Source organism: Streptomyces sp. NPDC003393, from assembly GCF_053589015.1.
This window is the reverse complement of record NZ_JBSFRB010000036.1, coordinates 39,516-64,145: the sequence shown is the minus strand read 5'-3', so window position 1 is coordinate 64,145 and position 24,630 is coordinate 39,516. Positions and strand designations below refer to the sequence as shown.

Genomic DNA, 24,630 nt, shown 5'->3' with positions numbered 1-24,630 from the left:
TCGTTCGTCACACAGGCGGGAAGGGCGCCGGTCGCGGTGCGGGCGGGAGGGCCGAGCAGGCCCGCCCAGTGCCGCCCGGCCTCTGTCGCTCCGGGCGGATGCATGGCACGATCCCTCAGGCGACGTAAGTTACTGACGGATAATCAGTTGGGGGCTGGATATGGGACGGGGCAGGCGAAGTGCGCTCGCGGCGGCCGTGACCGTGGTCTGCGCGCTCACCGTGCTGGGAGCACCGGGCACGGCCTTCGCGAACGCGCGACAGCCCACCCCGCGTCCGACGCCCACCGCCTCGCCGTCCTCCGCCTCGGACGATCGCGTCGCGGACGGACTCGACAAGGACCTGGACGCCGTCCGCACCAAGCTGGACACCCTGTACCACGACGCGGCCGTCGCCACGGACGCGTACAACGCCGCCGAGGAGAAGAGCAAGAAGCAGTCCGCCGAGATCGTCGACCTGGCCCGGAAGATCGTCACCGGGCAGAAGAAGCTGGACCGGCTGAAGGACCGGGCCGGCGCGGCGGCCCGCGCCCAGTACCGCACGGGCGGACTGCCGCCGCAGGCCCAGCTGATGCTCAGTGACGACCCGCAGAGCTTCCTCGACGGGGTCGGCCGGGTGCTGGAGGGCGAGCACGCGGCCGACGGCCTGATGCGGGAAATGACCCGTACCCAGCAGGACTTGGAGCAGTACGCCGACGACGCCGAAGGCCGCTGGGAGCAGTTGGAGGCCAACCGCAAGGAGAAGGCCAAGGCGAAGAAGCGGATCCAGCTGCGGATCAAGGAGGCGGAGAAGCTCCAGGCCAGGCTGGAGAAGCGGCAGCGCGAGCGTCTGGCGCAACTGGAGAAGCAGGCCGCCCGGCGGGCGCAGACCGCCTGGCTGGACACCGGGATCCTCAAGGAGGTCCACGGCAAGGCCTCAGCGGCGGGGCGCAGCGCGGTGAAGTTCGCCACGGCCCAGATCGGCAAGCCGTACGAGTGGGGCGCCGAGGGACCGAAGACGTTCGACTGCTCCGGGCTGACCTCGCAGGCCTGGGCGGCCGCCGGCCGGCCCATCCCGCGCACCTCGCAGGAGCAGTGGAAGCGGCTCAGGCACGTGGACCTCAAGGACATGCGTCCGGGCGATCTGATCATCTACTTCGACGACGCCAGCCATGTCGCGATGTACGTCGGGGACGGCACGATCATCCACGCCCCGCGCCCCGGGCGGACGGTGACTCTCGCGGGAGCCGGTGAGATGCCGATCCTCGGGGTCGTACGGCCGGACGGGGGCTGAGACTTCCGGCCGTCGGGTCCCGGTGACCTGCGCCATGTGACTCACCCCACCCGGCCTTGAGATCAAACCCGCGGTGGACGTGAGCTTCGTCATTCCCCTTGCGGTGGCACGCTGTCCAACTCCGGTACGGATCGCGGCATATGCCAGTGGCCGAAGCCGGAGCGACGCGCCTCACACCATTCCAATGCGGCGCCGACTACCGCTATGGTCCCCAGCGGTGGGGCGGTTCCCCGTACCCACCACGCCCTCGGGGGGAGGGAAGGATTCAGGACCATGCCCGTGCCCGTACCGCGGCAGCGAGCGATCCCGGCCGCGGAGAGCGGTCAGGCGCAGACCGTGTTCGACGGCGGCTCCTCCGCGGCACCGGCTCCGCACCGGGAAGCCACGAAGCCGAAGGAATCGACGGTCGAGAAGGACAACCGCCACAGCGGCCATACCAGCACCCACAGCACGCACCTCACCCACAGCACCAATCTCACGCTGCTGCTGATCGAGGACGATCCCGGCGGCCGGCCGTTCGTGCCCGAACTGCTCGACTCGGCCGGCAAGCCGATCCGTGTCCGCACCGCCCGCAACCTCACCGAGGCGGAGCGGCTGCTCACGGACGACGTCCACTGCATCCTGCTGGACCTCGCGCTGCCGGCCCCCGGCCGGCACGGCGCGTCCGGCGGGTCGGGCTCGGGTGACGACGACGAGCTCGCCGTGCTGAAGCATGTCCTGGAGCTCGCGCCCCGGCACGCCGTGCTGGCGCTCACCACGTCCGGCGACGCCGAGCGCGGCGCCCAGGCGGTCCGGGTCGGCGCCCAGGACTACCTGTTCCGCGACGAGCTGGACGGGCGCCTGCTGAGCCGGGCGATCCGCTACGCGGTGGAGCGCAAGCGCTCCGACACCGCCGAGCGCCGGCTCGCCGAGGGCAGGCTGCGCGCGCAGGAGAACCGCCGCCTGGAGCGCGGCCTGCTGCCCACGCCCCTGCTGGACGGGTCCATGCTGCACTTCGCGGCCCGCTACCGGCCGGGCCGTTCGCGCGCGCTGCTCGGCGGCGACTTCTACGACGCCGTGCGCACCCCGGACGGCACCGTGCACGCCATGATCGGCGACGTCTGCGGGCACGGTCCCGACGAGGCGGCGCTCGGCGTGGAGCTGCGTATCGCCTGGCGGGCGCTGACCCTGGCGGGCCTGTGCGGCGACGAGCTGCTGAACACACTCCAGCAGGTGCTGGAGCACGAGCGCGCGGACGACGAGATCTTCGCGACGCTGTGCACGGTGGACATCGCGCCCGACGGGCGCCGCGCGGGCCTGTGCCTGGCCGGCCACCCGTCCCCGCTGGTCATCACGCCGGGCCGGCCGGCCCGGCTGCTGCCGTACGACAACAACGGACCCGCCCTCGGCCTGCTGCCCGGCGCCCGCTGGCCCCGGACCCAGGTGGAGCTGGGCGCCGAGTGGAGTCTGATGCTCTACACCGACGGCCTGATCGAGGGCCGGGTCGGCACGGAGGGCGAGCGGCTGGGCCAGGACGGCATGCTGGAGATGGTCGATCGCCAGTTCGCCCAGGGCCTGCGCCGCGAGGAGCTGCTGCGGGAGGCGGTGAACGAGGCTCGCGAGCTCAACGGCGGCGAGCTCACGGACGACGTGGCGCTGGTCCTGCTGGACCGCGAGCCGTAGGGCCTGAGGCGCAGGCCCAAGGCGACCGCGACCCGGGCGCCGCCCGGTTGACCGACGGTCGGCTCACCGGCCGCCGTTGTACGGCCCGTACGGACCGTCGCTGCTGCTGCCGCGGCGCCCTCCCCAGCCTCTGCCGCCGGAGACCTGCTTGAGCGCGGGCCGCACGTCCACGATGTAGACGATGCTGGCGATCGCGCCGATGACCGGCAGGAACATGAAGATCGAGAACAGGTAGCTCACGACGAGCGCCAGGCCCAGGATGATCAGCCAGAACACCTTGTTCTGCTTGTCGGCCGCGCGGAACGCGTCCTCCCGCCGGATCGCCGCGTCGAAGAGCCCGAACGCGGCCAGGGCCATCAGGAGGATCTTCAAAATCCCCAGGAACCCCGCGAAGCCCAACATCAGCATGCCGTCCACCGCCCGTTCTCTCCGACTCCTACGCGGCCACCGTACCCGGACAACGGGCCGGACACCCCAAGGGTGCCCGGCCCGTACACCTGTCGCCCGGACGGGTGACGCATGTCTCTGCCCGACCCCGGCCTACTTGGCGGGCGGCGTGGTCTTCCTGGCGGTGGTGGTCGTGGTCCTGCGCGGGGCCGGAGCCTTCTTCGCCGGGGCCTTCCTGGCGGCCGGAGCGGCCTTGGACCCGGCATCACCGGCGGACCCGGCAGGCTTGTCCGCCTCGGGCTCGACGGCGACGGCGAGCTCCTCGACCTCCTCGGCGAGGTCCTCGATGCCCTCGGCGGCCTGGCCGCGCCAGGTCCGCACGGCCTGCTCGCCGTGCTCGGCGACCTTCTCGTAGGTCTCGCGGGCCTTCACGGCGTACTCGGCGGCGACACCGACCCCGCGCAGGGCGAGGTCCTGGGCGGTCTCACCGAGCTTCTTCAGGTCGGCGTCGAGGTTGGTGCCGAACTTCTTCAGGTCCGAGTCGAAGGAGCTCCAGAACTCGGTGACCTTGGACTGGACGGTCTCCTGGGTCTCCTTCACGCGGGCGGCGGCCCGCTCCTGGACGGCGCGCGGGTCGGTGTTGCGCACGGCGTCGATGCGGGCCGGCGCCTCGGCCCGCAGCTGGTCCACCAGGGTGGGCACCTTCTTGGCCTGCCGCAGGGCCAGGTCCGCGGTGCCCGCCGCGAAGTAGAGCGGCTTCGGGTCGCTGAGTGTCTTGCGCAGGTCGTCGGTGATGGCCATCGTGACTGATCCTCCCGGATCGCTTTCGGCTGAGGGTTTTGGTGTGCCGCGGTGGGCCGGCCGTCGGGGCCCCGGGATCAACCGGCCGGCTGCCGCGGATCGGCGTCGTTGCCGCCGGACGTGCGGGGTGGGTGCTCGGCGGGGGCGGGGTGGCCGCCGTCCGGCTCGGGGACGGTGGCCGGCCGTATGGTGCCGCCACTGCCGCCGCCGGCCGCGCGAGTGTCCTCGTCACGGCCGGCGCCGCCTTCGGCGTCGTCCGTCCTGCCCGCCCCGAGACCGTTCTCCTTGCGGAAGGACTCGTAGATCTGCAGCAGCACCTGCTTCTGCCGCTCGTTGAGCGAGGGGTCGGCGAGGATGACGGCCCGCGTCTCCACCTCGTCCCGGTCCCGCTCGGCGTCGAGGATGCCGGCCCGCACGTACAGCGTCTCGGCGGAGATCCGCAGCGCCTTGGCGACCTGCTGCAGCACCTCCGCGCTCGGCTTGCGCAGCCCGCGCTCGATCTGACTCAGGTACGGATTGGACACCCCGGCGGCGTCGGCGAGCTGCCGCAGCGACAGCTGCGCGTTGCGCCGCTGCTCGCGCAGGTACTCACCGAGGTTGCCGACGTTGAGCGATGCCATGTCTCCAGCTTGCACCACCTCCGCTAACAATTGCAAGCACCCTGCTTGCAAGAGTGTGCGGGGCGAGCGCGAGGGGGCGGGCCCTGAACCCGCTCGGACTACGCGCGGGCCAGAAGCAGTTCGGCCTTGTTCACGGACGGCTCTCTCGGTCCGGTCTTCCGGTTGCCGGTCTGTTCTCCGGCCGGCGCGGAAGCGGTGAGCGTGAAGGAGAGCGCTGACAGGAAGCGGCGTCCCCGCTGCCAGCCCGAGGGAACCGTCGCCGTCACTCGCCGGATCCCCGAAGCGGCGGCTCGGTCCAAAAGACTCCCGGCCAGAGCGGGGCCGAGGCCGGTGCCCCACAGCGACGGACGCAGCAGGAACAGGCCGACGGAGCAGGCATCCAGCGACGGGAAGCGCAGTACGACGTCGACGACTCCGGCGACGGAGGGGCCGGCACTGTGCGGATGCTCCTCCGTCACCACCAGGATGCGCTTGTCCTGCCAGTCGGCGCCGGGCGGCAGGCTGTAGTAGAGACTCTGCACGTCACCAGGTTCCGGAGGGAGCCCGGTGGCCGCTTCGAAGTACTCGGTGCCGGCCTCGAGGAGTGCCCAGATCGCCGGCTCGTCATCGGGTTCGGCTTCCCGGACGGCATAGCGTCGCCCGGTCACCGCTGTGACCACTGTGATCGGCTCACTCATGTCCAGCCTTCTCCGACGTCGTCGTCATGCCCCGCGGCAGCGTCAGACAGTCCCGGAGCAGCACCCCCGCCGGCGCGCAGTGAAGCCCGAACCGGCAGAGGAAACACCGCTGAGCGCGTCCGCCGCCCCGAGCATGCCATGCCGGATCGAGGGCGCGGCCAGTGTTTCCGCGGTTCACGCCGCTCCACCGAACACACGCATCAGGTGCCCGGCACAGCGGACGCCCGGCCGGCCGGGAACCGGTCAGGATTCGAGAAGCGCGGGCCGCCCGGCCGCGCCTAGCGTGACTGCTGTCGCCGATCCGGCGGCCCCGTCCACGACCGGTCCACGACCGGTACAGGACCGGTACAGGACCGGTCCACGACCACAGGAGTGACCATGACCAGCTCTCCCACCCAGGGGATCAAGACCGTGCTGCACCCCGTGTCCGACCTGGCCAAGGCGAAGGAGGTCTACGCGGCCCTGCTCGGCGTCCAGCCACAGGCCGACGCACCCTACTACGTCGGCTTCGAGGCCGCGGGCCAGCACATCGGGCTGGTGCCGGGCGGCCCGCAGGGCATGACCTCGCCGGTCACCTACTGGCATGTGCCGGACATCGAGACCAAGCTGGCCGAGGTGACCGCCGCCGGCGGCACCGTGAAGGAGCCCGCGCACGACGTCGGCGGCGGCCGCCTGGTGGCGACCTTCACCGACCCCGACGGCAACGTCCTCGGGCTGCTCCAGGACCAGTGAGCGGGGCCGCCGGCCGAGAAGCGCCGCATGGAGAAGACCGGAGAAGAAGAGGGCGAACGTCCCGCTCGTGTCTGGTTGGATCGGGCGGGCGGAACCGGCACAGACCGTGCAGAGCGTGAAGGGCGGATGGAGACACGATGAGCAGGGACACGAGGACGGACACACCGTCGGCCGCACCGCACACGGCCGACAGCCATGATCTGATCCGCGTGCACGGCGCGCGCGAGAACAACCTCAAGGACGTCGACGTCGAGATCCCCAAGCGCCGGCTGACCGTGTTCACCGGTGTCTCCGGCTCGGGCAAGAGCTCCTTGGTGTTCGACACCATCGCCGCCGAGTCGCAGCGGCTGATCAACGAGACCTACAGCGCCTTCGTCCAGGGCTTCATGCCGACACTGGCCCGCCCCGAGGTCGACGTGCTCGACGGGCTCACCACCGCGATCATCGTCGACCAGCAGCGGATGGGCGCCGACCCGCGTTCCACGGTCGGCACCGCCACCGACGCCAACGCCATGCTGCGCATCCTGTTCAGCCGGCTCGGCGAGCCGCACATCGGCTCGCCCAAGGCCTACTCCTTCAACGTGGCCTCCATCAGCGGTGCCGGCGCGGTCACCGTGGAACGCGGCGGGCAGCAGCTGAAGGAGCGGCGCAGCTTCAGCATCACCGGCGGCATGTGCCCGCGCTGCGAGGGCCGTGGCACGGTCACCGACCTGGACCTCTCCCAGCTCTACGACGACTCGCTCTCCCTCAACGAGGGAGCTCTGACGATCCCCGGCTACAAGACCGGCGGCTGGAACTACCGGCTGTACACCGAGTCCGGTCTGTACGACCCGGACAAGCCGATCCGGAAGTTCACCAAGCGGGAGTTGCGGGACTTCCTCCACAAGCCACCGACCCGCATGAAGATCGCGGGCATCAACATGACGTACGAGGGCCTGATCCCGCGGATCCAGAAGTCGATGCTCGCCAAGGACAAGGAGGGCATGCAGCCGCACATCCGGGCGTTCGTGGACCGTGCGGTCACCTTCACCGTCTGCCCCGACTGCGAGGGCACCCGGCTCACCGAGGCGGCCCGGTCCTCGAAGATCGACGGCGTCAGCATCGCCGACGCGTGTGCGATGCAGATCAGCGACCTGGCCGAGTGGGTACGGTCGCTGTCCGAACCGACGGTGGCCCCGCTCCTGGCCTCCCTGCGGCACACCCTCGACTCGTTCGTGGAGATCGGCCTCGGCTATCTCTCGCTGGACCGGCCGGCGGGCACGCTGTCGGGCGGCGAGGCCCAGCGCGTGAAGATGATCCGCCACCTCGGCTCGTCCCTCACCGACGTCACGTACGTCTTCGACGAGCCCACCATCGGGCTGCACCCGCACGACATCCAGCGGATGAACGAGCTGTTGCTGCGCCTGCGCGACAAGGGCAACACGGTGCTGGTCGTGGAGCACAAGCCGGAGGCCATCGTGATCGCCGACCACGTCGTCGACCTCGGCCCCGGCGCCGGCACCGCGGGCGGCACCGTCTGCTTCGAGGGCACCGTCGAGGGCCTGCGGGCCGCCGGCACCCTGACCGGCCGTCATCTCGACGACCGGGCGTCGGTGAAGGACACGGTGCGCAAGCCGACGGGCACCCTGGAGATCCGCGGCGCGAGCACGCACAACCTCCAGAACGTCGACGTCGACATCCCGCTGGGCGTGCTCTGCGTGGTCACCGGTGTCGCCGGTTCCGGCAAGAGCTCGCTGGTGCACGGCTCGATGCCGGCGGACGCGGACGTCGTCTCGGTCGACCAGACCCCGATCCGCGGCTCGCGGCGCAGCAACCCGGCGACGTACACCGGCCTCCTGGAGCCGATCCGCAAGGCGTTCGCCAAGGCCAACGGGGTGAAGCCGGCGCTGTTCAGCGCCAACTCCGAGGGCGCCTGCCCGAACTGCAACGGCGCGGGGGTCGTCTACACCGACCTGGCGATGATGGCCGGGGTCGCGACGACCTGCGAGGAGTGCGAGGGAAGGCGGTTCCAGGCGTCGGTGCTGGAGTACACCCTCGGCGGGCGGGACATCGCGGAGGTGCTGGCGATGCCGGTGACCGAGGCCGAGGAGTTCTTCGCCGCGGGCGAGGCGCGAGTTCCCGCCGCCCACAGGATCCTGGAGCGCATGGCGGACGTCGGCCTGGGCTACCTCACCCTGGGCCAGCCGCTCACCACGCTCTCCGGCGGCGAACGCCAGCGCCTGAAGCTGGCCACGCACATGGCCGACAAGGGCGGCGTCTACGTACTGGACGAACCGACGACCGGCCTCCACCTGGCCGACGTCGAACAGCTGCTCGCCCTCCTCGACCGCCTGGTCGACTCCGGCAAGTCCGTCATCGTGGTCGAACACCACCAGGCGGTCATGGCGCACGCCGACTGGATCATCGACCTCGGCCCCGGCGCCGGCCACGACGGCGGCCGGATCGTCTTCGAGGGCACCCCCGCCGACCTCGTCACCGCCCGCTCCACCCTCACCGGCGAACACCTCGCGGCCTACGTGGGCGCCTGACCGCGCCGTGCGCGGGCAGGGTTTCGGGGAGGTCCGCGGCCCGGCCGCGGTTCAGCCCTCCTCGAACCCCTGCTCGCCGAGGATCCTGTCGATGCGTGCCCGGTGGGCGCTCTCCCACTCGTCCAGGGTCTGCGTCGCCTCCTTGACGAGCTGTGCGTGAGCCGCCGTCAGGATCTCCTCGGCACGGGCGGCCGGCACCGTCACCACGCCCTCCTCGTCGGCCACCACGACGTCCCCGGCGCCGACCTGGACCCCGCCGCAGCGCACGACCTGGTTCAGCGGGCTCACGACAGACTTGCCGCCCGGGACCGGAATGACGCCCCTGGCGAAGACCGGGAAACCCATCTCCCGCACCTCGGCGAGATCGCGGATCAGGCCGTCGGCGACGAAGGCGGCGACGCCCCTGCGCCGCGCCACGGCGCACACGTTGCCGCCGGCCAGCGCGTAGTCCAGGTCGCCGGACTCCACGACGATCACCGAGCCGGGTTCGGCGCGGTGGACGGCGGCGTGCAGCATGAGATTGTCCCCCGGCGGGCAGCGCACGGTGAACGCCGGACCGGCCACGCGTGGCACCGGCTGCCACAGCGGTCGGATCCCGATGTCCATGACCTGCTCGCGCCCCAGCAGATCGGCGAGAGTGGTGACGGATACGTCCCGGAGGGCTTCGACGACGGCGGACTCGGTCATGTCGACGACCCTAGCCTCCGGGGCCGCTCGGTCTGCCGCCGACATCACGGAACCACGGAGCGGCCGCGGTCGGCCGCAGGTCAGCGGCCGGCGCGGCGGCATGCCCACGCCGGTTACGCAAGGGCGCGGGCGAGGTAGGGGTTCGCCCTGGAGCGGACCTTCAACCCCAGGGAGCCGGTGGCCGCGGCCAGGGTCATCGCGTACGAGTCGACGGCCCTGCGCACGTTGGGGGCGTCCAGGCCGGCGCCGGTCACCAGGCGGTCCAGGTCCACGTAGGCGGACCGCACCGTCTCGATCCACCGGTACACGCGCCAGTCCTGCGGCCAGTCGACCGTGTGCTCCGCGGGCAGGTTGCGCTCCCAGCGCCGGAACATGCGCTGACGGATCTCCGGGCGGGTCGGGGTGAGGTGCATGTGCCGGACCAGGTCGTACAGGGGGTCACCGATCAGGGCCATCTCCCAGTCGATGACGGTGAAGGCCAGGGCATCGTCACGGCGCACCAGGTTCCAGGGGTTCAGGTCGCCGTGCAGCAGGGCCGGTCTGCGCCGGCTCACCCGGTACCGGCTCAGGATCTGCCCGAGCCGGGGCGCGTCGGGAAGCCCGAGGAACCGGGCCAGTTGCTGTGACTCCTTCGGCAGGTCGCCCACCAGGATCACCAGTTGGTCGCACAGCCAGGTGAAGAACTCCTCCTTGCCCGCCACGGGGTCGAGCGCGTCGTAGTCCACGCGGGTCAGCGCGCAGAGTTGGTCGACGAGCCCGTCCGCCTCGTGCGGCAGCAGGCCGTGCACCGGATGGCTGGGCGGGCGGTCGGCGTCCTCGGGCCCGGCGTAGGTGTGGATGGCGTACTGCTCCCCCCGGTGGCTGTGGCCCAGGGCGAGCACCCGCGGCGCGGCCACCGGGGCCCCCGACCGTTCGATGGCCAGCAGCACGGCGTGCTCACTCAGGAAGCTCGGTTCCCTCCGGCACACGTTGGCCACCCTGCGGCGCACCACGACCGGGTGGTCGACACCCGGCACCCGCACCACCGAATTCAGATGGGCGGTTCCCTTGAACACGCGGCTGGCCGGTGCCATCCCCTCGGCGACCAGCGCGTCCTCGACGACGGAGGCGAAGTCGGAGTGATCGGGAAGCCGGCGGTCCCAGGACCACGAGATCGTCCCGGCGGCCCGCCCGGGGCCGACCCGCACCGCCGTACGGGAGGCCCGCCAGCGGAAGAGGACGCGCTCCACCTCCGCCGTGTCCGGGACGTTCCTCAGTCCGAGTGGTTCGGCGGCCGCCTCCAGTGCCCGGCGCACGGACGCCGTGGCCTCGTCCAGGCTCTTCTGGTCCGGCGCGTCCTCCAGGGCCTGCGCGGCCCGCATCACGTCCGGGTAGACGGACTGTGCCCGCTCGAAAGCCACGTAGTGCCGCAGATCCCTGGCCAGACCGTTGACGGCCGCGGGGCGGACGCGGGACATGGCCGCCGCCCAGGCGTCGATCACCTCGCTCCACTGGTGGCCGGGGTAGCGCATCCGGACCAGGTGCGTCGCCAGATCGTGCAGCGGGTCGCCGTAGGTCGCCAGTTCCCAGTCGACGCAGATGAGGGGCGGATCACCGCTGTAGGTCATGATCAGGTTGTCGCGGTGCAGATCGGCGTGGAGGAGACCGAACGGCCGCCGGGCCATGGCGGGCACCCGCTCGGCCAGCCGGACCAGAGCGTCCTCCGGAATGCCCAGCGCGGCGAACAGTCCACCGAAGGCCTGCCAATTGGGCTGCCGAATCTGCCGATCCGCACGACGTACCAGGGTCTGGAGAAAGCCCTGACTGTCCTTGTCGCTGCGCGGCCAGTCCGGTGGCAGCGGGGGCAGCGCCTCACGGCGGACCTGGGTCATCCGGGCGAGCAGTTCCACCAGCGCCCTGACGAGCAGCGTGTCGACCGGTTTGCCGTTGGCGCAGACGCTGGAGAGGGGTACGCCCTCGACATAGCTGTGGATCGCGAAGGCGTCCCGCTTGACCAGGCATTCAGGAACATTGGGCAGCACGCCCCGGACGGAGTCCAGGATCTGCGACTCGTCCGGCCACGTCCTGATCACCACGGGCAGCGCCTCGGCGCGGCGGATCCGGACGGTCACCGAGGTGCCGGCCTCCCGGTGCAGGAGCCGCGCCATGTGTTCCGTCAGGGGCAGCACATAGTTGCGATTGTGGTGACCGCTGCTCGCCCGGCCGAGCTCCGCTGCGAGGTGTACGAACTCGTCCACGTCGCGGACGGCACGCTCCCCGAGAGAGGGACGGGGAGGAGGAGGTGCGCCCACGGCCGCTCCAAGTGCTCACGCGAGAATCACAGTATGGCAAAACGTACGACAATGCTCATATCGGGCACGACTTGAGCGCGCTTCCTGTCGGCACAAAGGGTGGTGTCCCCATGCCTGTGCCCGCGGCTCGCATCGCAGATCCGAGGTCGCCTGGCACACCACCTCTGGAGAGCCATACGTGCCGTGCGGAGTTGTTGCTCATGCGGTGCGGGCATGCTACAGCACACTCCTGAGGCCACCGGTCACTTCCGCTACTCGGACAGCAGCGTCCACACGGACTCGAACCAGGCCTGCATGGAGGTGGCGAAGACGGAGCCCGGTGAGTCGGGATCCGCGTCGCGCACATGGTGGGTGAGGGTGGAGCCGAGGCCCAGCACGTCGAGGGCCCTGATCTCCTCTCCGCTCTCCAGCAGCACCGGACGCTGGATCACCTCGTAGGGTCCGAAGAGGACTTCCGATTCGTTGATGACGTACAGCTTGAAGGCCGGCGTCAGCGGTGCGTGCCGGATCTGCACGTCGACGTCGGACACCAGGCCCTCGGTCCTCAGCTCGGCGAGCACACCCCGCAGCGACTCCGTGTGCCGCCGTGTGATGGCGTGCAGACGGTCGCGCAGCAGGTCGGCGTCCTTGTCGTCCATGGCACTGGGGTACGGCAGCGGCAGCGAGGTGGACGGCAGCAGCATGCGCAGGGCGATGCGCCGAGGACGGATGAAGCCGCCCCTGATCCGTTCCGCCTGGAGCCGGATGTGCGCGTCCAGCGACTCGGACGTCAGGGTGTAGACGTCCAGGGTCACCTCGGGCTGCTCGAAGGCCTCGCTGATGAGGGGGGCCAGCGTCACGCCCCGGTGCGAGCGGGTGGCCTTGGCGGAGGAGGACTGTATGCGCTGGTTCTTGAGCACGCGTGAACCGCTGCCCTGCCGCGACTCGATCCAGCCCTCGTTGCTCAGCTCCCGCAGCACCCGCTGCACGGTGTCGCGGGAGACCCCGAACTCCTCGGCCAGGTCCCGCTGGGAGGGCAGGAAGGAGCGCCTCGGGTACGTTCCGTCGGCCATCCGGGAGCGCAGTTCCTCGGAGACCCTGCGGAACGCCCGGCCGCCGCCGTCGCCGGCGCGTTCTTCGGTCACGACTGGACCGTACCGCCATCGGTCCACCCGCAAACGGATTTCCGATCCTCAGACCGGTTTTGTCGGTCCGATCGGTGCGGCGAGTTCGGCGCACTGGACGGCTTGCACGTGGGTTAATCGATCTATCAGACCGGGGACAACCACTTCACTACAACCAGTCCAATTGGCCCAATGGCTGGCCGAATGGCTGGTACTGGAAGGGTGGGTGGGGAACGTGGGGAACGCGGTTCTGCTGCAACTCATGCGGCTTTCGGGAGAGTTCTTTCTGACACGTGAAGCCCAGGCCAGGCTGGGCTTCACAGGGCTGGTCCTGCTCGTCGCGGTCACCGTGGGCGTGCGGGCCCGCCGGGCCGGGCTCGCGGTGGGCGCGGCCGTGGTGTTCACACTGCTGATGACTCAGGCCTGACGCCGCAGGATCCGCAGCAGGGGCTCCAGTGAGTCCACGATCAGTGTGGCGCCGGCCTCCTTCAGAAGCTTCTCCTTGCGCGCGTTGTGCGCATAGCCGAGGAAGGGAACGCCGGCACGGAGCGAGGCCTCGAGGTCGGAGGGGGTGTCGCCGATCATCAGGGCCTCCGCCGGGGCCGCGCCCGTCGCGCTCAGGGCCCGGTTCAGGCAGTGCGGGTCCGGCTTGAGGTGGTGCAGGTCCTGGGTGCGGCCGTAGATGTGGGGGTCGAAGCAGGTGGTCAGGCCCCGGCCGTCGAGGTAGGCGCGGACCACGAGCGGCGAGTTGTTGGTGGCGATGGCGAGCCGGGAGCCCAGCGCGGCCCAGGTGCGGATCAGCGGGTCGGCGTACGGTGTGGGCCAGGCCGAGGAGGTGGCGCGCAACTCCTCGTGGGTGAGTCGGGCCTCCAGTTCGTCGACCAGGTCGCTGCCGGGGTGCCGGCGGTCCACGGCGCGCAGCACCACGTGCGGGTCCAGCGACTCGCGCTCGCCCTCGGTGAGCAGTCCGTGCAGGCCCCGGCCCGCCAGCCACCGCACCAGCCCGGTCGCCACCCGCTCCGAGGAGTGCCCGGCGAACAGACGGCAGATCGGGCCGTCGAAGTCCCAGAGCACGGCCCGCGCACGGGTGACCAGTTCCCGCAGTTGCTCGTTCTCGGTCGTTTCTTCCACCGAATCGGTCTGCGTCGTATCAGAAGTCACTAGGAGAGTGTCAGGTCCGTGGTGATGGTTTCCCAGAGGGCGTCGAACCACTTCTGCGATTCCCCCACGAACGCGGCGTCCCGCTGGCCGGCCCGCTTGACGAAGGAGAACAGCAGCGAGGCGGAGCCCAGGGCGTCGTACATGTCCAGGGTCTCGTCGCCCCAGTCCTCCGCCCGCCGGGTGAGGGTGTAGTAGCCGATGAGTGCCTCCTCGCCGTTGAGCAGGTAGAGCTTGACCGGCGGGGTGAAGGGCAGCGCCCGGAAGGTCACGTGCACGTCGATGCCGTGCGTGGCGCGCAGGGCCTGGAGGTTGTGCCTGAGGACGTGCCCCTGGGCGTTGCGCATCTCCAGCCAGCGCTGGTGCACCACCACGTCCTCGTCGCCGCCCTCCACGGGAACCGGGAAGGCGAGGGCGATGTTCTTGGACGGCACCAGGATGCGGACGTCGATCGCGTCGGGGCGCATGCGGCCCTCGTGGATCAGCCGCAGGGGCTCGCCGATGGCGACCATCAGCGTCTCCGCCGTGTGGCACACGACGTCGATACGCACCCGCCGGGCCGAGAACGCCTCCGTCAGCCGGGGCGCGAGGCCCACCATCGTCGGCAGGGGCTCCTCGCGCACGGGGGCCGCCTCGGCGATCCTCGGCGGGCTGCCCTTGCTCACGTTGCTGAGCAGGCCGTCCTCCTGGAGCGTCCGCAGGGCCTGGCGCACGGCGCCGCGCTCCACCCCGAACTCCTCGGCGAGTTCGGCCTGGGTGGGCAGGCGGTCGCCCGGCTTGAGCTCACCGGCACGGATCCTGTCCCGCAGGGTCTCGGCGATCTCCTGGGCTGAGCTTCTGCGGCTCCCGTTCACGGCCACGTTCTCCTGGGTCACGACCAAACGCTACAACTCTGATCCACCTGACGGGAGTTGTTTGAAACCTGTTTTAGGGTGGCCGCCAAGTGGGGACAACTATAAATGAGTTGGCCGCCAACTTGAATGAGTTGGCGGGAGTTAGTCGAACCGCCCGCTCCACAGCACCCCCACACCCACCCGCCCAGGACAGCCCGAAGGGGGAACGCCGTGCCCGTTGCTCTCGCTCTTCTGTCCGCCGTCTTCGTCGTCTGCTTCGAGCAGCTCATCCAGGTGAAGTACGGCGCGACGGGCTTCGTCGGTCTGCTGCTGCTCACCATCGGCATCAAGGCTAAGAGCCCCGCCGTCAGCTCCGCCGGCGCGGTGGTGCTGGCGATGCTCGTCGCCGGTCCCGCCCTGTGAACGTCCAAGGTCCGCCGCGCGTCACGCGCCGCGGACCGGTCGGCCGCCCGGGCCGACGACCCGTGGGAGACGTCAGCTCGTCAGCACCAGCTCCGAACTGATCGTCTCCCACAGCGCGTTGAACCACACGTGCGACTGCTCGACGAACGTCGTGTCGCGCGGTCCGCCGCCGTCGACGAAGGAGAACAGCATCGATTGGGAGCCCTCCGCGTCGTACAGCTGGAAGTGCTCGTGGTCGATCTCCTGCTCGCTCCGCCGCACGGTGTAGTACGCGAACAGCGCCTCCGTCGCGTTGAGCAGGTAGAGCTTGACCGGCGGGGTGAAGGGCAGCGCCCGGAAGCTGACGTGCACGTCGATGCCGTGCGTGGCGCGCAGGGCGAGCAGGCTGTGCCGGAGCACCTGGCCCTGGGCGTTGCGCTGGGCCAGCCACCGCCTGCGCAGCCGGCCCGCCTCGGCGGAGTCCACCGGTGCCGGGAAGGCGAGGTCGATGTCCCGGCTGGGCAGCAGTACGCGCACGTCGACCTTGGCCGGTTTCAGTCGCCCGGCATGGATCTGCCGGAGCGGTTCGCCGATCGCGAGCGTGAGCGAGATCGACGTCAGGCACAGCGCGTCGATCTCCACGTGGGAGGCCTCGAAGGCGGCGGCGATACGGGGGGCGAGCGCGGCCGTGGTGGGCAGCGGGGGGACTTCCGCGCCGGTCAGGGCACGTCGCGGGTCGGGTGCGACGGTCGCCGGGCTGCCCTTGGACACATTGCTGAGCAGCTGCTCCGCGTACAGGACGCGCAGGGCGCGTCGTACCGCCGTGCGCTCCACGCCGAACTCCTCGGCGAGTGCGGCCTGTGTGGGCATGCGCTGACCCGGCCGCAGTTCACCGGTCCTGATCCGCTGCCGCAGCGCGTCGGCCACCTCGCGGTGTGACCTCTGTGGCCGTTGTGACCTGTTCCGCCCAGTGGCGGAGGCGTGTTCCGGGTCCACGGTCGAACAGTACAACTTCCCGCCATCTTCGAACAGTTCGCGGAAAGGTGGTTATGAGACGCTTCCAGGCGGAGATAACACAAGTGAAGTTGGTGGCCAACTTGAGCGACATGGTTGAACCATCGAAAGGTTGGCCACCAGGTGACAGTGGGGGCACGCCGTACCGCGCTCCCTTCCGGAGGGGAGCCGGGAGCCGGTCGGCACCGCACGGGCACGACTCGACAGCCGGGACGGCAGCCACAACCGAAGAAGGTCGGCACAGCCACAACTCAAGACGGTCCGCACAGCCACAACCGAACATCGTCGGCACAGCCACAACCGAACAGCGTGAGCACAGCCACAACTGAACAGCCAAGCTACGGATGCGTCACCCCTGTCACCGGCAGGAAGGAGCGTTCAGAACACGTCCGGGCACCACGGTCGCCTGGAGGTACGCAGCAGGGCGTCGGCCGTCACGGCGGCGCCCGCTCGTTCTTCCTGGACCCGGCCGAGCGCGGTGAGCCGCACCGCCGACTCGTCACCGAGCCACAGCGACGCCAACTCCCGGACGTCCAGCGTCAGATCCGGGCTCAGCGTGGTCGGCGTGCACGACGCCCCCTCGGGCGAGGCGTCCAGCCGCCACCGGCCCCCGGCCGGTCCGGTCCCGTCGACGACCTCCAGCACCAGCGTGCCCGTCCGCTGGTACGTCCGCGCCTGAAGCGCCCGTACGACGTCCAGGATCCGCACCCACAGCCAGTCCGCCTGCGTGGTGACAGCGGCCGCGCGCGGGTTGGGAAGGAGAAGAGGAAGCAGGTCGTCCGGGGCCCTTCGGCCGCTCCTGATCCTCACCACCCAGTCGATCGAGCACAGGTACAGCCACAGCGCGCGCTCGGCGGCCGGGGTCACCGCGATCAGGCTCTTCACGGTGGCCGTGTTCAGCGGCTGCTTGGCATCCGACCAGGTGTCGTCGCACACGTACGACGCCAGGCCCTCGACCGTGCCCTCCGCCGCGCGGTACACGGCGTGGAAGCGCTCGGTCCAGGGCTCGCGAACCAGACGCAGCGCGCCGGTGCCGACCTGCCACCAGCGCTCGGAACGGTCGATGACGCCCGGCCGGGCGTGACGCAGCCGCTCGTGGAGTTCGGGGCCGAGCTTGCGTACGTCGTCGCCGTCCACGAGATCGACACGGCCACCGTCCTCCGGGCCCGGCCGGCGCGGGTCGAGGCCCGCCCGGGGCACGTCGATCGTCCACTCGGTGGTCCAGGTGGCGGGCCCGAAGCCGTAGCGGCCGTAGATCGGGTACTCGGCCGCGATCAGGGTGGCGACGACGTCGCCGCGCTCCTTCGCCGCGGCGAGGTCGTGGGCCATCATGCGGGTCAGCAGACCGCGGCGGCGGTGGGTGGCGGTGACGGTGACGTTGGTGATGGCGTCGGCGGGGACGGGAGTGCCGCCGACAGCGGTCAGCTCCTGCGGGAAGGAGCGGAACGTCGCGACGCAGCGGCCGGCGTCGAAGGCGCCGAGGGTGCGGGCGGGGACGAGGTAGGAGCGGCGGTCGGCGACCTCCTCGGGGGAGACGTCGGGGCTGCGGAGGAAGCCGGTGTTCACGGCACGGATCCAGTCGGGGATCTCGGCTTCGGTGATGGGGCGTACGTCTGTGCCGGGGCGGGCGGCGGCGTGCGGGCGGGTGGCAGTCATGCCTCGACGGTAGGCGGCCGGGTACGGCCCTGTCGTGGGGATTTCCCTCGCTCAGAAGGCCGCCCGGATCTCCCCCACCTCGCGTCCTCCGCCGTGCAGCGGAGCGTGTGCGACGCGCTGGACCACCGGGGCGTCCACCCCCGTCAGGGACAGGGCGCGGGCCAGTACCGGGCCCAGTGCCCTGGCCGCGCCGTCGTCGATCTTGAGCGCCAGGGCGCGGCCGTCCGGGAGGGCGACGGCCTGGACGGCCTCCGCGCCCACCTTGGACAGCACGCCGGGCACCTCGCGCATCAGCCAGGTGTCGTGGCGGCGGGTGCCGGCGACGTACTCGGGGTGGGCGCGCATGGCGTCGGCGACACGGCGCTCGGCCGTGCCGGGCGCGGCGAGGACGAAGGAGCGGTAGGCGCGGGCCAGGCCCGTGAGGCTGATCGCCGCCAGCGGCGCGCCGCAGCCGTCCGTGCCGACCGCCGCCACCTCCTCCTCGGCCGCTTCTTCCACAACCCTGTGGATGAGCTGCTGCAACGGGTGCGCCGGGTCGAGATACGACTCCAGCGGCCACTTCCGCAGCGCGCACGCCGCGAGCATCGCGGTGTGCTTGCCGGAGCAGTTCATCGCCACCCGGTCGCGCCCCGCCCCGGCCGCCAGCCAGGTCTCCCGCTCCTCCTGGTCCAGGGGCAGGTCGGGCGGGCACCGCAGGAACTCCGGCGACAGTCCGTGCTCGTCCAGCATCTTGTGGACGAGGTCGCGGTGGAAGGACTCCCCCGAGTGGCTGGCCGCGGCGAGCGCGAGCCGCTCCCCGGCCAGGTCCAGGCCCGCCCGCAGCACGCCGGCCGCCTGCATGGGCTTGTTGGAGGAGCGCGGGAAGACCGGTGCCGTCACGTCCCCCCACGCGTGCTCGACCACGCCGTCCGCGCCCAGCACCACCAGGCTGCCCCGGTGCCGCCCCTCCACGAACCCCGAACGCACCACTTCGGCCAGGACCGGGGAGACGGCGGGCGAGGGGTCGGACGGGGCGGCGGACGCGGACGGGACCGAAGACGCAGAAGAGTCGGGAGACGCGGGCAACACGGACATCGGCGGTGGCCTTCCGGGGACTACGGCGACGACGGGCGGACGGACGCGCGGCACGGGCAGACGTGCCCGCGCGGGCCCGGGGTCGCCGCGGCCACACCGTCAGACGAGCAGGTCGTCCACCTGTGCCTCTCCCTCACGGTACCGGCGGGCGATCTCCGCGCTGCACCCGTCCGCCGTACGCTGCAACTGCTGCCGACGCCGGGAGACCTGCTGCTCGTACCGCACCAGCCGCCCCATCGCCGCGCCCAGTTCCGGATCGGTGCGGGCTCCCAGGTCCGACAACTCGACCTCGGCGAGCATCTCGGCGGCCAGCCGCCGGTACTCCTCGCTCCGCGGGGTGCCGAGCGTCACATGCCGTGCCGACGAGCGCTGCCGGGCGGGCGCGTCCTTGAGGATCTCCGCGAGGCGTTCGACGACGGACGCCTGCCCGCTGTCCACGACGGCGGCGAGCCCGGCCGCCGAACCGCGGGCGGCGCGCCCGGCCGCGTCCCCGCGCCGCGCCAGTTCCGCCCGCAGGATGTCGATCCGCCCCTGGAGCAACCGCCGTACGTAACTCAGGTCGGCCTCGTCCCGCTGCGCCCGCCGCCGCAGGGCGCGCAGTTCCGGCAGGCTCGGCAGGGTCAGGTCCGGCTCCGGCAGGTCCGTCGGCAGTCCGGCACGGGCCGTGTCCACCGATGGCGGGTCGGACGGGATCGGCGGGGTGGATGGGATGGATGGGATGGGCGGGCTGTCGGTGCGCTGCACCGGCGGCCGGTGGGTCGTCTCCGCGATCGCGGCGCGGAACGGCGGGACCGCTCCGGGCTGCGCCTGCTGCTCGGTACTCGATGTGCTCATGCGCCTCAACCGTCCCCTCGACCGGCGCGTACGAAAGCATCGTGCCACCCCGAGTGGCCAGAATGTGCCCGAGTGCCCCTGATCAGCCCCAGATGGGGGGTTACGAAGCATAAAGAAGCACGATATGGCCGCAGCCGCGGCGCACGGCGGAGCCCGCCGCGGAGCGCGGCCGGCCGCCCGGCATGATGGTCGGCATGCGTGCAGTGGTGCAGAGGGTGGACGGCGCGAGCGTCGTCGTGGACGGCCGGACCGTGGGGGCCATCGAGGGCGAGGGGCTGTGCGTCCTGGTCGGGGTCACCCACGAGGACACCAAGGAGAAGGCGGCGCAGCTCGCCCGCAAGCTCTGGTCGATCCGCATGCTGCACGACGAGAGGTCGTGCAGTGACATCGGTGCCCCGCTGCTGGTCATCAGCCAGTTCACCCTCTACGGCGACGCCCGCAAGGGCCGTCGCCCCACCTGGAACGCGGCGGCCCCGGGCGATGTCGCCGAACCGCTGGTCGAGGAGGTCGTCGCGCAGCTCCGTGCGCTGGGGGCGACCGTGGCGACGGGGCGGTTCGGGGCGGCGATGCGGGTGTCGCTGACGAACGACGGGCCGTTCACGGTGCTGCTGGAGATCTGAGGTCTCCCGCGACCGTGCTGCGGCTGCGGCTGCGGCTGCGGCTGCGGCTGCGGCTGCCTAGGGTTCTACGACGACTTCCTGGGCCGCCGCCGTGTCACCGGCCATCAGGCGGGCGCCCAGCGGGACGTTGCGCTTGACCAGGGCGAGGGCGACCGGGCCCAGCTCGTGGTGGCGTGCGGAGGTGGTGATGAAGCCGATCTTGCGACCGTCCGGCCCCTCGTCGGCGAGGCGGATCTCGGTGCCGGGGACCGGTAGGTGCACCTCGCTGCCGTCCAGGTGCAGGAAGACCAGGCGACGCGGCGGCTTGCCCAGGTTCTGCACCCGGGCCACCGTCTCCTGCCCGCGGTAGCAGCCCTTCTGCAGATGCACGGCCGTACCGATCCAGCCCAGCTCGTGCGGGATGGTGCGGTGGTCGGTCTCGAAGCCCAGCCGGGGCCGGTGCTGCTCGACGCGCAGCGCCTCGTGGGCGAGGATCCCGGCGGGCGGGCCCGCCTGGGCCGCGTAGGACTCCAGATCCACCCGGGGCAGGAACAGGTCGCGGCCGTACGGGGTCTCGCGTACGGCGACCCCCTCGGGCACCTCGGCGATCGAGCCGGCCGGCAGGTGCACCACGGCGAAGTCGGCCGTCCGGCCGGCGACCTCGACCCGGTAGAAGAACTTCATCGACTCCAGGTACGCGATCAGCGCCTCCTGGGTGCCCGGCTCCACATGGGCCCAGACCGTCTCGCCGTCGTCGACCAGGTACAGCGCGTGCTCGATGTGGCCGTGCGCGGACAGGATCAGCGCCTCGGCGGCCTGGCCGGGGGGCAGCTCGCTGACATGCTGGGTGAGCAGCAGGTGCAGCCAGCCGAGCCGGTCCTCGCCGCTGACGGTGACGACACCGCGGTGCGAGAGGTCGACGAAGCCGGTGCCGTCGGCCAGGGCACGCTGCTCACGGAACAGGTCGCCGTAGTGGGCGGCGACGCCTTCGTCCACACCCTCGGCGGGAACGGCGCCGGGCAGGGACAGCAGGGGGCTCTTCATACGAGCAAGCCTACGACGTGGTGTTCGGCGGCTTCCGCGAACAGTCCTTGCAGCGGCCGAAGATGGCGAAGTGCTTCATGTCGGTGTCGAAACCGAACTGCCGGCGCAGCTTGGCGGTGAAGTCGGCGGCCACGTCCACGTCGGCCTCGATGACGTTCTCGCAGTCCCGGCAGACCAGGTGCAGGTGGTGGTGGCGGTCGGCGAGGTGGTAGGTGGGCGCGCCGTGGCCGAGGTGGGCGTGGCTGACCAGGCCCAGCTCCTCCAGCAGCTCCAGGGTCCGGTAGACGGTGGAGATGTTGACCCCCGACGCCGTCTTCCTCACCTCACCGAGGATGTCGTCGGGGGTCGCGTGCTCCAGGGTGTCCACGGCTTCGAGCACGAGTTGCCGCTGCGGCGTCAGCCGGTAGCCGCGCTGCCGCAGGTCGGTCTTCCAGTCGGTGCTGACCACACCAGGGAGTCTAGTGCTGCGACAGGCGACGTTCGCCCCGTGCGAACGTCGCCTGTCGCAGCACCAGGACTACTTGAAGAAGGCGATCCCGTCGTCCGGCAGGTCGTCGGGGAGGGCCTTGGCCCAGCGCTCCACGTCCTCCGGGGTGACGACCTTCTTCAGGTGCGCGGACATGTAGGGACGCAGCTCGACCTCGGGGGTCTGCTTCTCGCCGACCCACATCAGGTCGCTCTTGACGTAGCCGTACAGGCGCTTGCCGCCGTTGTAGGGGCGGGAGGCGGCGGTACGCGCCACGGCGTCCGTGACCAGGTCGATCTGGGGCTTCTTGGCGGCCAGCTCGCCGTACCAGATCTCGATGACGCCGTCGTCGCGGGTCATCGTGACCTCGACCTTGCGGTCGCTGTCGATGCGCCAGTAGCCGGTCTCCGACTCCAGCGGCCGGACCTTGTTCCCGTCGTTGTCCAGCACCCAGGTGCGGGAGTGGTACTCCAGGAAGTCCCGGCCGTCGTGGGTGAAGGTGACCTCCTGGCCGAAGTTGCACTTCTCGGAGCCCGGGAAGTCGTGCACCCCGGCACCGGCCCAGTCACCGAGCAGGAAGGCGAGGGGGACGAGGTCCTTGTGGAGGTCGGACGGGATCTCGATCATGAGCGGTCTTTCCTGTCCGGAGTCAGCGCTGGCCCTGGTACAACTTCTTCACGGTCAGGTAAGCGAAGGCGAGGACGCCGACGCAGACCAGGACCAGCAGGGTTTCGAAGAAGATCTCCACGGGGTGCTCCTTGTCGAGCGCGGTGCGGTAGGTAGTACACAGGGCCGGCCCCCAGCTTAGTCGGGCGGGATCCGGCCCTCCTGCCGAGGTGACCCTCTTCCGCTCAGCCGAGCAGCTCGCTCTGCAGCGTGACCGTCTGCTGGAACGGAACGGCGCGGGCGGCACCCTTGCGGGACTGGACGACCACGGCCAGGACGTCCCCGGCGCGGAGGTAGGCCTGGCGCACCTGTTCGGCACCGTACGGCTTGGACTCCACGTAGTAGGTGCCCAGGACGTCGTCGGACCGGGCCTCGCTCGGGAAGTCCGGGTCGAAGACCGAGGTGTCGGCGCCGCGCACGGCGTACCCGGGACTGTCGTTCGGCGCCAGCGTCGGATCAAGGTCGTCCACGACGGCCGCGGTGTCGAACTGGAGCAGGTAGATCCGTGTGTGCGTGCCGTCCTGCGTGGTCCAGCCACGGGCCGCGATGTGCCGCAGCCCGTGGTCGGTCAGCTGCTGCCCGAGCTCGCTGCGGTCCTGAGACCGTGCGTACTCGGCGAGGAAGTCCTTTTTCGCCAGCCAGCCGCCGGTGCCGCGCAGCGCCTTGTCCTCCCGTGCACCGCGCGGCTCGGGCAGCAGCAGGGCGCGCAGGTCGGCGTAGTGCGCCCCGGCGACGTTGCTGTCGGCGAACGGCGCCGGGTCGCCGGAGGGCAGCGGCGGCCTGACGATCTCCGGGTAGTCCCAGCGGCCGTCCGAGGCGGTGGCGAGACCGGGTACGTCGGTGCGTTCCATGCGCGTGATGCCGTACGCCGTTCCCGCCCCGGCCACGACGAAGACCGCGACCGCCGCGGTCCAGCGCAGCACGGCCCGCAGCCGTCTGCGGTCCTTGACGGGCGGCGCCGGTACGGCGGGCGGGGCGGCGGGAGCATCGGGTACCGCGGGTGTCGCGTGTGCCTCGAGTGCCTCGAGTGGCGCGGGCAGTGCGGGTGCCTCGAGTGGTGCGGGCGGTACGACGGGCGCCTGGAGGGGCGCGGGCGACACCTCCTCGGACATCGGCGGGACCGTCGGCCGCTGGTCCTGGGTCTGCTCGCTCATATCGCCTTCCCCGGATCCTCGATGCGGTCGAGCTGGGCACCGAGCAGCCGGGCGGCGGCCTTCGTGTCCAGCGGCTTGACCGCGTTCATCGTCGCGCTGACCAGCACGTCGCCCTCGTACGCTGAGCAGAGCATGACATCAAGCTTGTCCTTGGAGGCCGCGGGCGGCAGGAAGCACTTGGCGTTCCGGTGGCCCTTGATCTCCGGGCCGGCGCGGAACACCTTCAGCGCGTCGAGGAAGTTCTGCTGGAAGGCGGCGTTGGAGCGGGCGCTGCGCCGGTCCATCCGGGACAGGACGATCTCGGCGGTGAAGGCCTGCTCCGCGAGGCTGCGGTTCCCCGTGGCCGCGGTGCTGACATAGCTGCGCATCGCCATGCCCTGGATGTGCTGCTTGTCGATCTCTTTCTCCAGTCGCCGCCGCTGGGAGCGGGGCAGGCTCCGCAGCGACTCCTTGCGCAGGGCGGTGGCCTGCGCACCGCTGAGCTCGGCGTCGGCGCCGAACTGGCCCAGGTCCGGACCCCGGACGTTCTCGTTGGTGCCGTAGGGGAGCAGCAGCCCCGTCAGCCCACGGGCCTCGGACGGGCGCTCGCCGGCGGCAGCGGCCTTCGGCAGGCTCCAGACGGGGGCGCCCGGATCGTGGTCGGCGTGACGCACGGTGACCACGGTGAAGCCGGTGCCGCCCACCAGCGCCGCCAGCAGCACGGTGCAGCCGATGACCGGCATGGCCCTGCGTCGGCGCCGGGCGGACGGGGACGACTCGGGGTGCGGCCCGTCGAGCGGAACAGCCTGTTCGGGCTGCTCGGGCTGCTCGGGCGGTGCGACGTTCTCAGGCTGCTCGGGCGGTGCGACGTTCTCGGGCTGCCCCGGCTGCTCGGCCAGTGCGACGTTCTCGGGCTGCCCCGGCTGCTCGGCCAGTGCGACGTTCTCGGGCTGCCCCGGCTGCTCGGCCAGTGCGACGTTCTCGGGCTGCCCC

General features: G+C 71.2%; 25 protein-coding genes. 7 read left to right on the top strand and 18 right to left on the bottom strand.

The window, feature by feature from the left end:
* Nucleotides 1–160: 160 nt before the first annotated feature.
* Both ACWDUZ_RS28570 and ACWDUZ_RS28565 read left to right on the top strand, forming a co-directional pair.
* A complete protein-coding gene (locus ACWDUZ_RS28570) occupies nt 161–1,270 on the top strand; it encodes an NlpC/P60 family protein (protein WP_451634674.1) in 1,110 nt (369 codons plus the stop codon).
* Nucleotides 1,271–1,543: 273 nt separating this feature from the next.
* Nucleotides 1,544–2,932, top strand: a complete 1,389-nt coding sequence (locus tag ACWDUZ_RS28565; RefSeq protein ID WP_451634673.1) for a PP2C family protein-serine/threonine phosphatase — start codon at nt 1,544–1,546, stop codon at nt 2,930–2,932.
* A 63-nt stretch (nt 2,933–2,995) separates the two neighbouring features.
* Here ACWDUZ_RS28565 and ACWDUZ_RS28560 read toward each other — a convergent pair whose 3' ends face one another.
* The 4 genes from ACWDUZ_RS28560 to ACWDUZ_RS28545 all read right to left on the bottom strand — a co-directional run bounded on the left by ACWDUZ_RS28560 (nt 2,996) and on the right by ACWDUZ_RS28545 (nt 5,417).
* Nucleotides 2,996–3,340 carry a DUF2516 family protein gene (locus tag ACWDUZ_RS28560; protein ID WP_451634703.1) on the bottom strand — a complete coding sequence of 115 codons (345 nt, stop codon included), beginning with the start codon at nt 3,338–3,340 and terminating at the stop codon, nt 2,996–2,998.
* Nucleotides 3,341–3,472: 132 nt separating this feature from the next.
* Complete coding sequence (locus ACWDUZ_RS28555) at nt 3,473–4,120, bottom strand: hypothetical protein (protein ID WP_451634672.1); 648 nt, start codon at nt 4,118–4,120, stop codon at nt 3,473–3,475.
* 77 nt (nt 4,121–4,197) lie between these two features.
* On the bottom strand, nt 4,198–4,740 hold the full coding sequence (locus tag ACWDUZ_RS28550) for a helix-turn-helix domain-containing protein (RefSeq protein WP_451634671.1): 543 nt from the start codon (nt 4,738–4,740) through the stop codon (nt 4,198–4,200).
* 98 nt (nt 4,741–4,838) lie between these two features.
* A complete protein-coding gene (locus ACWDUZ_RS28545) occupies nt 4,839–5,417 on the bottom strand; it encodes a GNAT family N-acetyltransferase (protein ID WP_451634670.1) in 579 nt (192 codons plus the stop codon).
* Nucleotides 5,418–5,795: 378 nt separating this feature from the next.
* Here ACWDUZ_RS28545 and ACWDUZ_RS28540 point away from each other — a divergent pair, with 378 nt between their 5' ends.
* Both ACWDUZ_RS28540 and ACWDUZ_RS28535 read left to right on the top strand, forming a co-directional pair.
* Nucleotides 5,796–6,149, top strand: coding sequence for a VOC family protein (locus ACWDUZ_RS28540; protein ID WP_451634669.1), 354 nt, complete (start codon nt 5,796–5,798; stop codon nt 6,147–6,149).
* Nucleotides 6,150–6,286: 137 nt separating this feature from the next.
* Entirely contained in the window at nt 6,287–8,677 is a 2,391-nt protein-coding gene (locus ACWDUZ_RS28535; RefSeq protein WP_451634668.1) for an ATP-binding cassette domain-containing protein, read from the top strand.
* Nucleotides 8,678–8,728: 51 nt separating this feature from the next.
* Here the strand turns inward: ACWDUZ_RS28535 and ACWDUZ_RS28530 are convergent, their stop codons facing one another.
* From ACWDUZ_RS28530 to ACWDUZ_RS28520, 3 genes are all read right to left on the bottom strand, one after another.
* Entirely contained in the window at nt 8,729–9,364 is a 636-nt protein-coding gene (locus tag ACWDUZ_RS28530) for an RraA family protein (protein ID WP_451634667.1), read from the bottom strand.
* Nucleotides 9,365–9,477: 113 nt separating this feature from the next.
* A complete protein-coding gene (locus ACWDUZ_RS28525) occupies nt 9,478–11,601 on the bottom strand; it encodes a phosphotransferase (RefSeq protein WP_451634666.1) in 2,124 nt (707 codons plus the stop codon).
* A 305-nt stretch (nt 11,602–11,906) separates the two neighbouring features.
* Nucleotides 11,907–12,779: a winged helix-turn-helix domain-containing protein gene (locus ACWDUZ_RS28520; RefSeq protein ID WP_451634665.1), complete on the bottom strand. Its 873-nt coding sequence runs from the start codon at nt 12,777–12,779 to the stop codon at nt 11,907–11,909.
* A 163-nt stretch (nt 12,780–12,942) separates the two neighbouring features.
* On the opposite strand from ACWDUZ_RS28520, the gene ACWDUZ_RS28515 reads away from it, so the two are divergent.
* The gene (locus ACWDUZ_RS28515) at nt 12,943–13,185 is read left to right on the top strand and encodes a hypothetical protein (RefSeq protein ID WP_451634664.1); all 243 of its coding nucleotides are present in this window, start codon (nt 12,943–12,945) and stop codon (nt 13,183–13,185) included.
* On the opposite strand, the gene ACWDUZ_RS28510 is transcribed toward ACWDUZ_RS28515, so the two are convergent.
* On the bottom strand, nt 13,176–13,889 hold the full coding sequence (locus ACWDUZ_RS28510) for an HAD family hydrolase (protein ID WP_451634663.1): 714 nt from the start codon (nt 13,887–13,889) through the stop codon (nt 13,176–13,178). The two genes, ACWDUZ_RS28515 and ACWDUZ_RS28510, sit on opposite strands and share 10 nt — an antisense overlap.
* A gap of 29 nt (nt 13,890–13,918) precedes the next feature.
* Nucleotides 13,919–14,797, bottom strand: coding sequence for a FadR/GntR family transcriptional regulator (locus tag ACWDUZ_RS28505; RefSeq protein WP_451634662.1), 879 nt, complete (start codon nt 14,795–14,797; stop codon nt 13,919–13,921).
* A gap of 183 nt (nt 14,798–14,980) precedes the next feature.
* On the opposite strand from ACWDUZ_RS28505, the gene ACWDUZ_RS28500 reads away from it, so the two are divergent.
* Nucleotides 14,981–15,172: a hypothetical protein gene (locus tag ACWDUZ_RS28500; RefSeq protein ID WP_451634661.1), complete on the top strand. Its 192-nt coding sequence runs from the start codon at nt 14,981–14,983 to the stop codon at nt 15,170–15,172.
* 72 nt (nt 15,173–15,244) lie between these two features.
* Here ACWDUZ_RS28500 and ACWDUZ_RS28495 read toward each other — a convergent pair whose 3' ends face one another.
* From ACWDUZ_RS28495 to ACWDUZ_RS28480, 4 genes are all read right to left on the bottom strand, one after another.
* A complete protein-coding gene (locus tag ACWDUZ_RS28495; RefSeq protein WP_451634660.1) occupies nt 15,245–16,162 on the bottom strand; it encodes a winged helix-turn-helix domain-containing protein in 918 nt (305 codons plus the stop codon).
* Between the two features lie 381 nt (nt 16,163–16,543).
* Nucleotides 16,544–17,821 (bottom strand): GNAT family N-acetyltransferase, encoded by a 1,278-nt coding sequence (locus ACWDUZ_RS28490; protein WP_451634659.1) that lies wholly within the window; start codon nt 17,819–17,821, stop codon nt 16,544–16,546.
* A 51-nt stretch (nt 17,822–17,872) separates the two neighbouring features.
* The gene (locus ACWDUZ_RS28485) at nt 17,873–18,895 is read right to left on the bottom strand and encodes an asparaginase (protein WP_451634658.1); all 1,023 of its coding nucleotides are present in this window, start codon (nt 18,893–18,895) and stop codon (nt 17,873–17,875) included.
* Between the two features lie 99 nt (nt 18,896–18,994).
* A complete protein-coding gene (locus tag ACWDUZ_RS28480; RefSeq protein WP_451634657.1) occupies nt 18,995–19,729 on the bottom strand; it encodes an RsiG family protein in 735 nt (244 codons plus the stop codon).
* A gap of 194 nt (nt 19,730–19,923) precedes the next feature.
* Between ACWDUZ_RS28480 and dtd the strand changes: the two genes are divergently transcribed.
* Nucleotides 19,924–20,349 carry a D-aminoacyl-tRNA deacylase gene (dtd, locus tag ACWDUZ_RS28475; protein WP_451634656.1) on the top strand — a complete coding sequence of 142 codons (426 nt, stop codon included), beginning with the start codon at nt 19,924–19,926 and terminating at the stop codon, nt 20,347–20,349.
* Between the two features lie 57 nt (nt 20,350–20,406).
* Here dtd and ygfZ read toward each other — a convergent pair whose 3' ends face one another.
* The 5 genes from ygfZ to ACWDUZ_RS28450 all read right to left on the bottom strand — a co-directional run.
* Complete coding sequence (gene ygfZ, locus ACWDUZ_RS28470) at nt 20,407–21,372, bottom strand: CAF17-like 4Fe-4S cluster assembly/insertion protein YgfZ (protein WP_451634655.1); 966 nt, start codon at nt 21,370–21,372, stop codon at nt 20,407–20,409.
* Nucleotides 21,373–21,382: 10 nt separating this feature from the next.
* Nucleotides 21,383–21,820 carry a Fur family transcriptional regulator gene (locus tag ACWDUZ_RS28465; RefSeq protein WP_451634654.1) on the bottom strand — a complete coding sequence of 146 codons (438 nt, stop codon included), beginning with the start codon at nt 21,818–21,820 and terminating at the stop codon, nt 21,383–21,385.
* A gap of 69 nt (nt 21,821–21,889) precedes the next feature.
* Nucleotides 21,890–22,465: an FABP family protein gene (locus ACWDUZ_RS28460; protein WP_451634653.1), complete on the bottom strand. Its 576-nt coding sequence runs from the start codon at nt 22,463–22,465 to the stop codon at nt 21,890–21,892.
* A 224-nt stretch (nt 22,466–22,689) separates the two neighbouring features.
* Nucleotides 22,690–23,658 carry a hypothetical protein gene (locus ACWDUZ_RS28455; protein WP_451634652.1) on the bottom strand — a complete coding sequence of 323 codons (969 nt, stop codon included), beginning with the start codon at nt 23,656–23,658 and terminating at the stop codon, nt 22,690–22,692.
* Nucleotides 23,655–24,630: hypothetical protein (locus ACWDUZ_RS28450; RefSeq protein ID WP_451634651.1), on the bottom strand; the 976-nt coding region annotated here is incomplete at its 5' end. The genes ACWDUZ_RS28450 and ACWDUZ_RS28455, both read right to left, overlap by 4 nt.

Coding starts and splice junctions, on each gene's coding strand:
- ACWDUZ_RS28545 (WP_451634670.1), bottom strand. CDS start 5,417: ATGAGTGAGCCGATCACAGTGGTCACAGCGGTGACCGGGCGACGCTAT.
- ACWDUZ_RS28570 (WP_451634674.1), top strand. CDS start 161: ATGGGACGGGGCAGGCGAAGTGCGCTCGCGGCGGCCGTGACCGTGGTC.
- ACWDUZ_RS28540 (WP_451634669.1), top strand. CDS start 5,796: ATGACCAGCTCTCCCACCCAGGGGATCAAGACCGTGCTGCACCCCGTG.
- ACWDUZ_RS28530 (WP_451634667.1), bottom strand. CDS start 9,364: ATGACCGAGTCCGCCGTCGTCGAAGCCCTCCGGGACGTATCCGTCACC.
- ACWDUZ_RS28535 (WP_451634668.1), top strand. CDS start 6,287: ATGAGCAGGGACACGAGGACGGACACACCGTCGGCCGCACCGCACACG.
- ACWDUZ_RS28555 (WP_451634672.1), bottom strand. CDS start 4,120: ATGGCCATCACCGACGACCTGCGCAAGACACTCAGCGACCCGAAGCCG.
- ACWDUZ_RS28485 (WP_451634658.1), bottom strand. CDS start 18,895: ATGTCCGTGTTGCCCGCGTCTCCCGACTCTTCTGCGTCTTCGGTCCCG.
- ACWDUZ_RS28565 (WP_451634673.1), top strand. CDS start 1,544: ATGCCCGTGCCCGTACCGCGGCAGCGAGCGATCCCGGCCGCGGAGAGC.
- ACWDUZ_RS28460 (WP_451634653.1), bottom strand. CDS start 22,465: ATGATCGAGATCCCGTCCGACCTCCACAAGGACCTCGTCCCCCTCGCC.
- ACWDUZ_RS28490 (WP_451634659.1), bottom strand. CDS start 17,821: ATGACTGCCACCCGCCCGCACGCCGCCGCCCGCCCCGGCACAGACGTA.
- ygfZ (WP_451634655.1), bottom strand. CDS start 21,372: ATGAAGAGCCCCCTGCTGTCCCTGCCCGGCGCCGTTCCCGCCGAGGGT.
- dtd (WP_451634656.1), top strand. CDS start 19,924: ATGCGTGCAGTGGTGCAGAGGGTGGACGGCGCGAGCGTCGTCGTGGAC.
- ACWDUZ_RS28455 (WP_451634652.1), bottom strand. CDS start 23,658: ATGAGCGAGCAGACCCAGGACCAGCGGCCGACGGTCCCGCCGATGTCC.
- ACWDUZ_RS28550 (WP_451634671.1), bottom strand. CDS start 4,740: ATGGCATCGCTCAACGTCGGCAACCTCGGTGAGTACCTGCGCGAGCAG.
- ACWDUZ_RS28560 (WP_451634703.1), bottom strand. CDS start 3,340: ATGCTGATGTTGGGCTTCGCGGGGTTCCTGGGGATTTTGAAGATCCTC.
- ACWDUZ_RS28480 (WP_451634657.1), bottom strand. CDS start 19,729: ATGAGCACATCGAGTACCGAGCAGCAGGCGCAGCCCGGAGCGGTCCCG.